Source organism: Pseudomonas sp. TE36184, from assembly GCF_054060055.1.
In genome coordinates, this window is the sequence record NZ_JBSSCU010000001.1 from 4,937,424 (window position 1) to 4,951,183 (window position 13,760).

A 13,760-nucleotide genomic window follows, 5' to 3' on the forward strand; every position below is an offset into this window, starting at 1 on the left:
CCGGAAAATCCAGGATCGGGAGCGCAGCCGGGAAAAAGAGTGGCTGCCAAGGTCGTGCAGTGTACAGGACTGAGCCCGGCAACGCGCCGCAACGGTTTATTGTGTCGTGCAGATGCCTCTATAGTGAGGTTCATCCGGGAAGTAGGGAGACCGCGCATGCCGTTACCGTCCATGAAAGAGCAATTCGCCGCCTTGATTGCCACACCGTCGGTCAGTTGCACCCAAGCGTCTCTCGACCAGAGCAACCGCCCGGTGATCGACCTGCTCGCCGGCTGGCTGGGCGATCTGGGCTTCGCCATCGACATCCAGCCCGTCAGCCCCGGCAAGTTCAACCTGCTCGCCAGTTTCGGCACGGGCCCCGGCGGCCTGGTGTTGGCCGGTCATAGCGATACCGTGCCGTATGACGCCGCGCTGTGGAAGACCGACCCGCTCAAGCTGACGGAAGTCGACGGTCGCTGGGTAGGATTGGGCAGCTGCGACATGAAGGGTTTTTTCGCGCTGGCCATCGAAGCGGTGTTGCCGCTGCTCGACCAACCGTTCAAGCAGCCGTTGCTGATCCTTGCCACCTGCGATGAAGAAAGCTCGATGTCCGGCGCCCGTGCATTGGCGGCGGCGGGGCGTCCGCTGGGGCGTGCGGCGGTGATCGGCGAGCCGACCGGCCTCAAGCCGATCCGCCTGCACAAAGGTGTGATGATGGAGCGCATCGACATCCTCGGCCGCAGCGGTCATTCGTCGGACCCGCGCCTGGGCCACAGCGCGCTGGAAGCCATGCACGACGCCATCGGCGAACTGCGCGGCCTGCGCCTGGCCTGGCAGCGCGAGTACCGCAACCCGCAGTTCAGCGTGCCGCAACCGACCCTGAATTTCGGTTGCATCCACGGCGGCGATAACCCCAACCGCATCTGCGGCCAGTGTTCCCTGGAGTTCGACCTGCGGCCCTTGCCCGGCATGGACCCGCAGGTGCTGCGCGCGGCGATCCGGCAGAAACTCGAACCAGTGGCCGAGCGCCATAAGGTGAAGATCGACTATGCGCCGCTGTTCGCCGAAGTGCCGCCGTTCGAGCAGGCCGAAGACGCAGAGCTGGTGCGGGTCGCCGAACGATTGACCGGTCATCGCGCCGAAGCAGTAGCGTTCGGCACCGAAGCGCCTTATCTTCAGCGCCTTGGTTGTGAAACCCTGGTGCTTGGCCCTGGCGATATTGCCTGCGCCCACCAGCCGGGCGAGTACCTCGAAATGTCACGCTTGACGCCTACAGTGCGTCTATTGCGGGAACTGATCGAACATTACTGCCTGACACCTGCATAAATTAATCCCTGCCCATGCGTACATAAGGAGAGCGAGCGTGTTGCCAAGCCTGTTCCGACGATAACCATCAGCCTGCTGTGCGTTTTCACGACTCATCCTTTTTCGGCTGCTTTTTATTACAGGCCCAGGTTCCATGCCCGACTACGTCAATTGGCTTCGTCACGCTTCGCCCTACATCAACGCCCACCGCGACTGCACCTTTGTGGTCATGCTGCCCGGCGACGGTGTGGATCATCCGAACTTCGGCAATATCGTCCACGACCTGGTGCTGCTCCACAGCCTGGGAGTGCGACTGGTGCTGGTCCACGGTTCGCGCCCACAGATTGAAGCGCGCCTTGAAGCGCGCGGGCTCAACCCGGTTTACCACAACGGCCTGCGCATCACCGATGCCGCCACGCTGGAGTGTGTGATCGATGCGGTCGGCCATCTGCGCATCGCCATTGAAGCGCGCCTGTCGATGGACATGGCCTCGTCGCCGATGCAGGGCTCGCGCTTGCGCGTGGCCAGCGGCAACCTGGTGACGGCGCGCCCGATCGGCGTGCTCGAAGGCGTGGACTTCCACCACACCGGCGAAGTGCGTCGGGTCGACCGCAAAGGCATCAATCGCCTGCTGGACGAGCGCTCCATCGTGCTGCTGTCGCCCCTGGGGTATTCGCCCACCGGCGAGATCTTCAACCTGGCCTGCGAAGACGTCGCCACCCGCGCCGCCATCGACCTGGCCGCCGATAAGTTGCTGCTGTTCGGTGCCGATCCTGGCCTGATCGATGAAAATGGCCGCCTGGTGCGTGAACTGCGCCCGCAACAAGTGCCGGCGCACCTGCAACGCCTGGGCAGCAACTACCAGGCTGAATTGCTCGATGCGGCTGCCGAAGCTTGCCGGGGCGGGGTAGGCCGCAGCCATATCGTCAGCTATGTCGAAGACGGTGCGCTGCTCACCGAACTGTTCACCCGTGATGGCGGCGGTACGCTGGTGGCCCAGGAACAATTCGAGCTGGTGCGCGAGGCGGCGATCGAAGACGTCGGCGGCTTGCTCGACCTGATCAGCCCGCTGGAAGAGCAGGGCATCCTGGTACGCCGTTCGCGGGAAGTGCTGGAGCGCGAGATCGAGCAGTTCAGCGTGGTCGAACGCGAAGGCATGATCATCGCCTGCGCGGCGCTGTATCAGATCGCCGATTCGGACGCGGGGGAGCTGGCGTGCCTGGCGGTCAACCCGGAGTATCGCCACGGCAGGCGCGGCGATGAACTGCTCGAGCGCATCGAGGCTCGCGCCCGGGCGCAGGGGTTGAAGACCCTGTTCGTGCTCACCACGCGCACGGCGCACTGGTTCCGCGAGCGCGGCTTTGTGCCCAGCAGCGTGGATCGCCTGCCTTCGGCGCGGGCATCGCTGTACAACTATCAGCGTAACTCGAAGATTTTCGAGAAGGCCCTGTAATACCCCGCCCTCCCAGCCTCTGAGCTGGTTTGCCTGCGATGCAGGCCTCGGTCGTTGCGTTAACCCGAGGTGATGCGTTCGCCGCCAAACCAGCTTGTCACTTCGAAAATCGGTACGTCCCACGGGCGAAGGGCGTAGCGATGACGTGGCCGATCAAACCCCGGGGTGCGTCATCGTGCCACCCGTGCCCCCTACTAAAGTTTAAGGATTCTTGATTTTGAGCCGATACGATCAAGGCGTAGAGGGATAAATTGCGCGAAGCTTTCGCTGCCAGACGGCTCGATCGGCGGCTCTCAGGCCGGCATGAAATATTAGTGATACAAAAACTGTAACAAATTGACGGGAAGATGGGCGTTTGGCCATGATGGCGTCGCCTTTTTGATCCTGGGTGACGTATATGACGGTGCGTTCAGCTAAAAAGATCTAAAAAGCGATCAAGAAATGCCTTTTAGAAATTAGCTTATGCAAAGGTTCGTCTATGCTGACGCGTCTTGTTTCATGCAGAGGCTTATTCCAAAAGCGTATGAAAAAGAATGAAATAATTCTTTTTGGGTGTATGAAAAATTCATTACCCTGCAGGGACCAAACAAACTGCGATTAGACGAAGGTAGTAGACACACAAGGTTACGATTGACTTGGTAGTCACTATCTGGCGCTAATCGCGCATCTGTGGATCTCGGGCGTTAGACCCAGGACCAAAGAAATACAAAAATTAGAAATGAGAGGAGCGGTACATGAAGAAGTCCACATTGGCGTTGGCTATAGCGTTGGCGGCAATCGCCCAGCAAGCTGCAGCAGCCGGTTTCATTGAAGACAGTAAGGCCAGTGTCAGCTCGCGTACCTTGTATTTCGATAACGATCAGCGTGATGGCGGTGCTGATCAGCGCGAAACAGCCACCGGCCTGAAGTTCGATTACAAGTCCGGCTTCACTCAAGGTGTCGTTGGTTTTGGTATCGACGCCCAGGCATTGGTAGGTATTCACCTGGATGGTGGTCGGGGCCATCACCCAAACAACAACTCCTTCGTTCCAAGTGACTCCGATGGGTCTGCCGTAAGCAACTGGAGCAGTGCGAGTGCTAACGCCAAGGCCCGCTTCTCCAAGACTGAAGCACACCTGGGTGGTGCGCTGTCGCCGAACCTTCCAATCCTGATCGCCAGCGACGGCCGTTTGTTGCCGCAAACCTTTGAAGGCGGCACTGTCACTTCCAAAGAAATCGACAATGTGACCTTCAACGCCGGTCAACTCGAACATGCCACTGGTCGTGCTTCAAGCAACAGCACTGGCCTGGCCGTCAACGGCGGTACCGAGGAAAGCAATAAGTTCCGTTTTGGTGGCGCTGATTGGAAGGTCACCAAAGACTTGACCCTGCAGTACTACTACGCAAACCTCGAAGACTACTATAAGCAGCACTTCCTGGGCCTGTTGCACGTATACCCGATCAGCGAAGGTCAGTCCTTCAAGACCGACCTGCGCTACTTCGACAGCAGTTCTGATGGCAAGAACGGTCAGGCCGGCTATCGCTTCAACAACAACGGTGGTTACGCGAAGAACGCAGGCGAGGTTGATAACAAGACCTGGAGCGCCATGTTCACCTACACCCTGGGTGGCAGCGCCGTTATGCTCGGTCACCAGCGTGTCAACGATGACGGTGGTTTCGTCTGGCTGAACCAGGGTAGCGTTGTGGATGGTAATGGTCGTAACGAAGGTGCCGGCGGGTCGAGCTTCTACCTGTTCACCGACAGCATGATCAACTCCTTCGTCCGCGCGGGTGAAAACACCACCTTCGGTCAGTACTCTTACGACTTCGCTGCACTGGGTGTTCCAGGTCTGCGAACCTCGATTGCCTACTTGCACGGCGACAACATCAAAGCCGTGGGCGGTGGCAGTGATCAGTCCGAGTGGGAACGCGATATGCGTATCGACTACACCATTCAGGCCGGCGCGCTCAAAGGTTTTGGCACCACTCTGCGGCACGGTGCGTACCGTGGCAGCGGCACTGGTATCCAGGACCAGGATCAGACACGCCTGATCTTCAGCTACTCCTACAGCTTCTTGTAAGGCTGGATAAGGAAAACCTCGCGTTACCGCGAGGTTTTTCTCACGTTCAATCAAGTCGGGCTCAACCCCCGCAAGCCCTTCCTGACCCCCTCTTTTTTACAGCGTCTCAAGGCCTTCTCGAACCTTGAAACGAATGTTGACTCTCGCCTGTTCCAAGGTCCAGTGAACACATTTTTAATATTCCTATATCGTCTAAATAAATCGATATTTATTCTTTTTAAATAATCCGTAATCCATGCACAGTGGGCTCCATAAGCACTCATCAGGAGCCACACCATGAGCCTAAGACTGGGCGACATCGCCCCCGACTTCGAACAGGATTCCAGCGCCGGCAAGATTCGTTTCCACGAGTGGCTGGGCGACAGCTGGGGTGTGCTGTTTTCCCACCCGGCGGACTTCACGCCGGTATGCACCACCGAGCTGGGCTTCACCGCCAAACTCAAGGACGAATTCGCCAAGCGTGGCGTCAAGGCCATCGCCCTGTCGGTAGACCCGGTGGACTCGCACCTCAAGTGGATCGAAGACATCAACGAAACCCAGAACACGCTCGTCAACTTCCCGATCCTGGCCGACGCCGACCGCAAGGTCTCGGACCTCTACGACCTGATCCACCCAAACGCCAGTGACACCCTCACCGTGCGTTCCTTGTTCGTCATCGACCCGCACAAGAAGATCCGCCTGACGATCACCTACCCAGCCAGCACCGGGCGCAACTTCCACGAAATCCTGCGGGTTATCGACTCGTTGCAACTGACCGACAACTACAAAGTCGCCACGCCCGCCAACTGGCAGGACGGCGATGAGGTGGTGATCGTGCCGTCGCTCAAGGACGAGGAAGAAATCAAGAAACGCTTTCCCAAAGGGTACCGGGCGGTGAAGCCCTATCTGCGGCTGACACCGCAACCCAATCGCTGAATTACCTGTAGGAGCGAGCTTGCTCGCGAAGCATGCGCGGTTACTGCGGACATCCAGAAAGCCTGCGTCATCGTTGACGGTTTTCGCGAGCAGGCTCGCTCCTACAGATAGACGCTGTGTACTCACATGGCAGGGGTTTTGAGGCCGTTTCGACGGCCTTTTTTTCGCCTGGCGATTGATGGATGGTTTATTCTTTTAAGGAATAAACAAATGAAAAAATAAGATTTATAGATATATAAATCTGCTGATATGGTCTGTTCCATCTTGGCGCCATCGCCACACAGCGAACCGCCGACACTTGCTAAAGGAATTTCCTACATGCTGGTCGTAACACTTGGAGGCAGTCCCAGCCAGCGTTCCCGCTCTGGGGTCTTGCTGGATAAAACCCGTCAGTGGCTGCAACAGCAGGGCGTGGAAGTGGTGAGTTATCAGATACGGGACTTCCCGGCCGAAGACTTGCTGCATGCGCGCTTCGACAGCCCCAAAGTCATCGACTTGTTGCAACAAGTGGCCAATGCCGACGGCCTGGTGATCGCCACGCCGGTGTACAAGGCCTCGTTCTCGGGCGCGCTGAAAACCGTGCTCGACCTGCTGCCCGAACGCGCCCTGGCCCACAAGGTGGTATTGCCCATCGCCACCGGCGGCAGCATCGCCCACATGCTGGCGGTGGACTACGCATTGAAGCCGGTACTGTCGGCGCTCAAAGCCCAGGAATTGCTCCACGGGATCTTTGCCGAAGACAGCCAGATCGCTTACGGCGAAGGCAGTGCCCAGGCGCAACTGGTGCCGGTCCTCGAACAACGCTTGAGCGAGGCTCTGGAAACTTTCTACGCCGCCATGGCCCGTCGCCCGAAACCGCTGGACCCGCATGTGTTGAATGAACGTTTGTTGAGTGCTCGCTGGAGCATTTAAGCCTTACCGATTCACGAAGTACTCACCTTACTCAGCCGCCAACGGCCAAGCAGGTGCAGCCAACCCCCCAATCGCATTTTTGGAGAGAGCGCCATGCTCACTGTCATCTTGCGTCGTGGTCTGGTCGCACTGTTTGCTGCGGCTGTGTCCTTCGGCGCCATTGTTCAAGCCCACGCTGCCGAAACCCTGCGGATCGGCTATCAGAAATACGGCACCCTGGTGCTGCTCAAGGCCAAGGGCACCCTGGAAAAGCGCCTGGCCGCCGACGGTGTGCAGGTGCAGTGGACCGAGTTCCCGGGCGGCCCGCAATTGCTCGAAGGCCTGAACGTCGGCTCGATCGACTTCGGCGTCACTGGCGAAACCCCGCCGGTATTCGCCCAGGCCGCCGGTGCCGATCTGCTCTACGTGGCCTACGAACCACCAGCGCCGACCAGTGAAGCGATCCTGGTGCCGAAAGACTCGCCGATCAAATCGGTGGCCGAGCTCAAGGGCAAGAAAGTCGTGCTCAACAAGGGCTCCAACGTTCACTACCTGCTGGTGCGGGCCCTGGAAGATGCCGGCCTGAAATACACCGATGTGCAGACCGTGTTCCTGCCGCCCGCCGATGCGCGTGCCGCGTTCGAGCGTGGCAGCGTAGACGCCTGGGTCATCTGGGACCCGTACCAGGCCGCCGCCGAGAAACAACTGCAAGCCCGCACCTTGCGTGACGGCAGCGGGATTGCCGACAACCACCAGTTCTACCTGGCCACCAGGCCCTACGCCGAAAAACACCCCGAAGTGATCAAGGCGCTGGTGGAAGAAGTGCGCGCGGTGGGCGAGTGGTCCAAGGCCAACCCGCAGCAAGTCACCGAACAGGTCGCGCCCGCTGCTCGGCCTGCCGGCTGACATCACCCTGACCTCGGTGAAACGCCAGGGCTATGGCGCGCTGTTCCTGACCCCGGCGGTGGTCGCCGCGCAGCAGAAGATTGCCGACAGCTTCTACCAACTCAAATTGATCCCCAAACCCTTGAGCATCAAGGACGTGATCTGGACGCCACCTGCCGCCGTGGCCAACGCGCCGTAATCCGACTTCTTCAGGAGACAACTCCATGAGCCTCACTATTTTCTGGTTCCTGCCTACCCACGGCGACGGTCATTACCTTGGCACCGCCGAAGGCGCTCGCGCCGTCGACCACGGTTATCTGCAGCAAGTGGCCCAGGCGGCCGACCGCCTTGGCTTCGGCGGGGTGCTGATCCCCACCGGGCGTTCCTGCGAAGACTCGTGGCTGGTGGCCGCTTCGCTGATCCCGGTGACCCAGCGTCTGAAGTTCCTGGTCGCGCTGCGCCCCGGGATCATTTCGCCGACGGTGGCCGCGCGTCAGGCCGCGACCCTCGATCGCCTGTCCGGCGGCCGTGCGCTGTTCAACCTGGTGACCGGCGGTGACCCGGAAGAATTGGCCGGTGACGGTCTGTTTCTCAGCCACGAGGAGCGCTACCAGGCCTCGGTGGAGTTCACCCGCATCTGGCGTCGTGTGCTGGAAGGCGAAACCGTGGATTACGACGGCGAACACATCAGCGTCAAAGGCGCCAAACTGCTTTACCCGCCGATCCAGCAACCGCGTCCGCCGCTGTACTTCGGCGGCTCTTCCGAAGCCGCGCAGGACCTGGCGGCCGAACAGGTGGACATGGTGCTGACCTGGGGCGAGCCACCGGCCGCGGTCGCGGAAAAAATCGAACAGGTGCGGGCCAAGGCCGCGAAACTCGGGCGCACGGTGCGCTTCGGCATTCGTCTGCATGTGATCGTGCGCGAAACCAACGATGAAGCCTGGAAAGCCGCCGACAAACTGATCTCGCACCTGGACGACGACACCATCGCCCGCGCCCAGGCCTCGCTGGCGCGCTTTGATTCGGTCGGCCAGCAGCGCATGGCGGCCTTGCATGGTGGCAGCCGCGACAACCTCGAAGTCAGCCCCAACCTGTGGGCCGGCGTCGGCCTGGTGCGCGGCGGGGCCGGCACCGCGCTGGTGGGCGATGGCCCGACGGTCGCGGCGCGGGTCAAGGAATACGCGGCGCTGGGCATCGACACCTTTATCTTCTCCGGTTATCCACACCTGGAAGAATCGTATCGCGTCGCCGAGTTGCTGTTCCCGCACCTGGATATCGAACGTCCCGAGTTGCCGAAAAGTGCTGGGTACGTGAGCCCGTTCGGCGAGATGGTCGCCAACGACATCCTTCCCAAAGCGGCGTCACAGAGCTGAGGTGGCGCCATGAATGTGGAAAAACTGAGCCATCGCGTGGCGCCTTGGGTGCTGCCGGTGTTGCTGTTGGCGGTGTGGCAGTTGTCGGTGTCGGCGGGTTGGTTGTCGACGCGGATTCTGCCGGCGCCGAGCGCGGTGATCGAGGCCGGGGTCAACCTGGTACGCAGCGGTGAAATCTGGACGCACCTGGCCATCAGCGGCTGGCGCGCGGGCCTGGGTTTTGTGATCGGTGGCAGCATCGGTCTGGCCCTGGGCTTTATCACCGGCCTGTCGACGTGGGGCGAGCGCCTGCTGGACAGCTCGGTGCAGATGATCCGCAACGTGCCGCACCTGGCGTTGATCCCGCTGGTGATCCTGTGGTTCGGCATTGACGAGACCGCGAAGATTTTCCTGGTCGCCCTCGGCACGCTGTTCCCGATCTACCTCAACACCTACCACGGCATCCGCAACGTCGACCCGGCGCTGGTGGAAATGGCGCGCAGCTACGGCTTGTCCGGCTTCAGCCTGTTCCGCCAGGTGATCCTGCCGGGCGCGCTGCCGTCGATCCTGGTGGGCGTGCGTTTTGCCCTGGGCTTCATGTGGCTGACGCTGATCGTGGCGGAAACCATTTCGGCCAGTTCCGGTATCGGTTACCTGGCGATGAACGCCCGTGAATTCCTGCAAACCGACGTGGTGGTGCTGGCCATCGTCATGTACGCGATTCTCGGCAAGCTGGCCGACCTCGCAGCGCGCGGCCTGGAGCGTGTGTGGCTGCGCTGGCATCCGGCTTATCAAGTGAATAAAGGAGGTGCGGCATGACCGCTCAACAACCTCCGCGCCTGCTGAAGGGGATTCTCCTGGCGGTGCGCAAATTGCGCAAGGCCTTTGGCGCGCGGGAAGTGCTCAAGGGCATCGACCTGCATATTCCGGCGGGCCAGTTCGTTGCCGTGGTCGGCCGCAGTGGCTGCGGTAAAAGTACCTTGCTGCGCCTGCTCGCCGGCCTCGACAAGGCCAGCAGCGGTGAGCTGCTGGCCGGCTCCGCGCCGCTTGGCGCGGCGATCGAAGACACGCGGTTGATGTTCCAGGAAGCGCGTCTGCTGCCGTGGAAAAAGATCATCGACAACGTCGGCCTCGGCCTCAAGGGCAACTGGCGTCCCAAGGCGCTGGAAGCGCTCGAAGCAGTCGGCCTGGCCGAGCGTGCGAATGAGTGGCCGGCGGCCTTGTCCGGTGGCCAGAAGCAGCGTGTGGCCCTGGCGCGTGCGTTGATTCATCAGCCGCGTCTGTTGTTGCTCGATGAGCCGTTGGGCGCGCTGGATGCGTTGACCCGCATCGAGATGCAGCAACTGATCGAAAGCCTCTGGCAGAAGCATGGTTTCACCGTGTTGCTGGTAACCCACGACGTCAGCGAAGCCGTGGCCATTGCCGACCGGGTGATCCTGATCGAAGACGGCGAAATCGGCCTCGACCTGATTGTCGACCTGCCGCGTCCACGCGCCCGAGGCTCGCATCGCCTGGCCGCGCTCGAAGCGCAGGTGCTCAACCGTGTGCTGTCGCTGCCCGGCACCCCGCCGGAACCCGAACCTGTTTCACCGTTGCCTACGCAATTGCGGTGGGCGCAATAACTCACTTGTCCCATGAAGGAAAAACGATATGACTATCAAAGCCATCAACGTGCGTAACCAGTTCAAAGGCACCGTCAAGGAAATCGTCGAAGGCGACGTGCTCTCGGAAATCGACGTGCAGACCGCGTCCGGGATCGTGACGTCGGTGATCACCACCCGTTCGGTCAAGGAGTTGGAGCTGGTGATCGGCAGCGAGGTGATTGCCTTCGTCAAATCCACCGAGGTGTCGATCGCCAAGTTGTGATCACTTGAGGGCGCTATCGGGAGCAAGCTCCCTCCCACATTCGAACCGGTTTCTTCAGGAAAGCTCGATCACATGTGGGAGCAAGCTCCCTCCCACATTCGAACCGGTTTCTTCAGGAAAGCTCGATCACATGTGGGAGGGAGCTTGCTCCCGATGAGGCCCTGCCAGACAACACATCCATCAGACAGTGACGCCCCGCTTGGGCAAATACGCCGGCAGATAAAGCCCCACATACGCATCGAACACGCGCATGCCTTCCTCAGCCATGCGCGGCGTGATCAGCCCATGCTGATGCACCGAACGCGCATACACGCGATCACTCAATTCCAGCGCCAGCGCGAACACGTCCACATCGGTGGGCAGGGTCGGCACTTCGAAATGCCGGTTGAACACGGCCAGCATCAAGTCACCCAACTCCAGATCGTGCTGGCGGTCGGCCTGATTCACTTCGGTCAGCCCGTGCTGGGTCAGGATCAGCTGGCGGGCGGCGGCGTCGTTGCTGTAGATGGTGAGCATGCGCTGTTCGACGATGTAAGACAGGTCGCGCCAATACTTGAGTGAATCATGCGCGATGGGCGCCTGGATTGCGGCGCGGAATGCCGCATGGACGTCAGCGGTCAACGCTTCCAGCAGCGCCGGCACGCTGGCGAAAAAGTGATACACCGACGATGGCGGAATCTGTGCGCGCTCGGCCACGCTGTAGATCGACAAACCGGCCACGCCTTCGGACGCCAGCAACGTGCGGGCGGCGTCGAGGATCGCGTCGATCCGGGCCTGGCTGCGGGCGCGGGGTTTGCGAGGGGCGGCGGGGCGGGTGGTCATGGAAGTCTCCTACAAGGCAGCGGGCATTGTATGAGCAGGAGCCGGTGTTGTCTGCCAGGCCGCCATCGGGAGCAAGCTCCCTCTCACACTCGAACCGGTTTCTTCAGGAAAACTCGTTCAAATGTGGGAGGGAGCTTGCTCCCGATGGCGGCCAACTCGGTCTACCAAAAGCAACCCATAAAAAAACGCCACAGACCAAAGGCCTGCGACGTTTTTTCAGTGCAACCAGCGCTTACACGGTATGCAGGTACCAGTTGTACTCAAGGTCGGAGATGGAGTGTTCGAACTCTTCCAGCTCACTTTCCTTACAGGCGACGAAGATATCGATGTATTTAGGATCGATGTACTTGGCCATCACCTCGCTGTCGTCCAACTCGCGCAGGGCATCGCGCAGGTTGTTCGGCAGGCTTTGTTCGTTCTGCTCGTAGCTGTTGCCTTCCACTGGCGCGCCCGGTTCGATCTTGTTGGTCAGGCCGTGGTGTACGCCCGCCAGGACCGAAGCCATCAGCAGGTAGGGGTTGGCATCGGCACCGGCCACGCGGTGTTCGATACGCACGGAGTCGGCCGCGCCGGTCGGCACGCGGATCGCCACGGTGCGGTTGTCCAGGCCCCAGCACGGCGAGTTCGGCACGTAGAACTGTGCGCCGAAACGACGGTAGGAGTTGACGTTGGGGCACAGGAACGCCATTTGGGCGGGTAGGGTCTCCAGCACACCGCCGATCGCGTGACGCAATGCGGCGTTCTGCTCGGGATCCTCGCTGGCAAAGATGTTCTTGCCGTCCTTGTCCAGGATCGAAATGTGTACGTGCAAACCGTTGCCTGCCTGGCCTGGGTAAGGCTTGGCCATGAAGGTGGTGTCCATCTCATGGTCGTAGGCGATGTTCTTGATCAGGCGCTTGAGCAGTACCGCGTAGTCGCAGGCCTTGATCGGGTCGGCCACGTGGTGCAGGTTCACTTCGAACTGCGCCGGGGCACTTTCCTTGACGATGGCATCAGCCGGGATGCCTTGCTCTTTGGCACCTTCCAGGATGTCCTGGAGGCAGTCGACATATTCGTCGAGGTCGTCGATCAGGTAGACCTGTGTCGAGTGCGGGCGTTTGCCGGAGATCGGCGAGCGGGGCGGTTGTGGGCGGCCGTTCACGTTCTCCTGGTCGATCAGGTAGAACTCAAGCTCGAAGGCAGCGCAGATAGTCAGACCGAGGTCGTCGAATTTGCTTACAACCTGACGCAGTACTTCGCGCGGATCGGCGAAGAAAGGTTCACCTTCAATTTCGTGCATGGTCATCAGCAGTTGCGCGGTCGGGCGCTTTTGCCAAGGTTCATTGCACAGGGTGTCGGGGATTGGATAACAGATTCGGTCAGCATCACCGATGTCCAGGCCCAGGCCGGTGCTTTCCACCGTTGAGCCGTTGATATCCAGGGCAAATAAAGAGGCAGGCAAGTTAATGCCTTTCTCGTAAACCTTGTGGAGGCTGGTGCGTTCGATGCGCTTACCGCGCACCACACCATTCATATCCGCAATTAGAAGGTCTACGTACAGAACCTCAGGATGATCCTTAAGGAACGCGTTCGCTTCGTTAAGCTGAACGGCACGCGGGGGTACCGACATGATGCAACACCTTTGTTGTTAAAAATATCAATCATTGATCTTTTCAGGTTTCAGTCAACCCGAACGGCATGCCGAAGTCAAGCGAGGCCTTTTTTGCCCCAAAAAAGCGCCATGAGGGCTTTTTTGGGGCTTTTTGGGGCGGTTTTGCTCGGTTGCCCGGCTTGGGACTAGCAGGCTTGAGCGGGCCGTGTTGTATTTTTTACGGGGGTGTTGTGTAAAAAAATGAACAAGGCTAAGCTCGATTTAAACCCATAACAGCAATAATACCGGGGTGCTTCATGTCTGGCCTGCCGTTAATCGGCATCACCACCTGCGCGAAACAGGTCGGTCTGCATGCTTTTCAGATCCGTGTCGAATGTTGCGAACGCGCATTCCCATTGATGATTCCATCCCCGATAAGCCCCTTCGATCCGGCCATTATTCTTGACGGCCAGGACGCTGTTCGCGTGCCCCGTTCATTTTCTTGTACTCACCCTTTTCATGACGCCGGTCCTGCCTTTTTTGCGGTTGCCGCTCATTATCCTGCACGGGAGGCAAGCCTTTTGCTTTAGGAGTGCAACGGCACCCCAAATGGCGGTTAAGCTCCCACTCTGATGAACCAGCGACGCCGATGCGTCAACCGA

At 60.0% G+C, this 13,760-nt stretch carries 12 protein-coding genes and 1 pseudogene; 11 read left to right on the plus strand and 2 right to left on the minus strand.

All coding sequences use genetic code 11. The annotated features are described in order from the left end of the window. Window positions 1-156 precede the first annotated feature (156 nt). From argE to ACVWZP_RS22185, 10 genes and pseudogenes are all read left to right on the plus strand, one after another. The gene (argE, locus tag ACVWZP_RS22140) at window positions 157-1,305 is read left to right on the plus strand and encodes an acetylornithine deacetylase (protein WP_046488840.1); all 1,149 of its coding nucleotides are present in this window, start codon (window positions 157-159) and stop codon (window positions 1,303-1,305) included. A gap of 133 nt (window positions 1,306-1,438) precedes the next feature. Then, window positions 1,439-2,737, plus strand: coding sequence for an amino-acid N-acetyltransferase (gene argA, locus ACVWZP_RS22145; protein WP_017845093.1), 1,299 nt, complete (start codon window positions 1,439-1,441; stop codon window positions 2,735-2,737). Window positions 2,738-3,471: 734 nt separating this feature from the next. Then, a complete protein-coding gene (locus tag ACVWZP_RS22150; RefSeq protein WP_169884141.1) occupies window positions 3,472-4,797 on the plus strand; it encodes an OprD family porin in 1,326 nt (441 codons plus the stop codon). Between the two features lie 276 nt (window positions 4,798-5,073). After that, window positions 5,074-5,712: a peroxiredoxin gene (locus ACVWZP_RS22155; RefSeq protein ID WP_017845091.1), complete on the plus strand. Its 639-nt coding sequence runs from the start codon at window positions 5,074-5,076 to the stop codon at window positions 5,710-5,712. Window positions 5,713-6,030: 318 nt separating this feature from the next. After that, complete coding sequence (ssuE, locus tag ACVWZP_RS22160) at window positions 6,031-6,624, plus strand: NADPH-dependent FMN reductase (protein WP_017845090.1); 594 nt, start codon at window positions 6,031-6,033, stop codon at window positions 6,622-6,624. A 93-nt stretch (window positions 6,625-6,717) separates the two neighbouring features. Next, window positions 6,718-7,687: pseudogene (locus ACVWZP_RS22165) on the plus strand (sulfonate ABC transporter substrate-binding protein). A 25-nt stretch (window positions 7,688-7,712) separates the two neighbouring features. Continuing rightward, complete coding sequence (gene ssuD, locus ACVWZP_RS22170) at window positions 7,713-8,861, plus strand: FMNH2-dependent alkanesulfonate monooxygenase (RefSeq protein ID WP_057003983.1); 1,149 nt, start codon at window positions 7,713-7,715, stop codon at window positions 8,859-8,861. Window positions 8,862-8,870: 9 nt separating this feature from the next. Continuing rightward, window positions 8,871-9,659, plus strand: a complete 789-nt coding sequence (ssuC, locus tag ACVWZP_RS22175; protein ID WP_046381713.1) for an aliphatic sulfonate ABC transporter permease SsuC — start codon at window positions 8,871-8,873, stop codon at window positions 9,657-9,659. Continuing rightward, window positions 9,656-10,462, plus strand: a complete 807-nt coding sequence (gene ssuB / locus ACVWZP_RS22180) for an aliphatic sulfonates ABC transporter ATP-binding protein (protein WP_457370158.1) — start codon at window positions 9,656-9,658, stop codon at window positions 10,460-10,462. The genes ssuC and ssuB overlap by 4 nt, the downstream gene beginning before the upstream one ends. Window positions 10,463-10,490: 28 nt before the next feature. Beyond that, complete coding sequence (locus tag ACVWZP_RS22185; RefSeq protein ID WP_017845085.1) at window positions 10,491-10,706, plus strand: TOBE domain-containing protein; 216 nt, start codon at window positions 10,491-10,493, stop codon at window positions 10,704-10,706. 180 nt (window positions 10,707-10,886) lie between these two features. Here the strand turns inward: ACVWZP_RS22185 and ACVWZP_RS22190 are convergent, their stop codons facing one another. Together ACVWZP_RS22190 and ACVWZP_RS22195 are read right to left on the minus strand one after the other, a co-directional pair. Next, entirely contained in the window at window positions 10,887-11,528 is a 642-nt protein-coding gene (locus ACVWZP_RS22190) for a TetR/AcrR family transcriptional regulator (protein ID WP_079444895.1), read from the minus strand. 232 nt (window positions 11,529-11,760) lie between these two features. Further along, window positions 11,761-13,137: a glutamine synthetase family protein gene (locus tag ACVWZP_RS22195; RefSeq protein ID WP_026139798.1), complete on the minus strand. Its 1,377-nt coding sequence runs from the start codon at window positions 13,135-13,137 to the stop codon at window positions 11,761-11,763. 278 nt (window positions 13,138-13,415) lie between these two features. On the opposite strand from ACVWZP_RS22195, the gene ACVWZP_RS22200 reads away from it, so the two are divergent. Further along, a complete protein-coding gene (locus ACVWZP_RS22200; RefSeq protein ID WP_126585162.1) occupies window positions 13,416-13,688 on the plus strand; it encodes a glutamine amidotransferase in 273 nt (90 codons plus the stop codon). The last annotated feature ends 72 nt before the right edge of the window (window positions 13,689-13,760 follow it).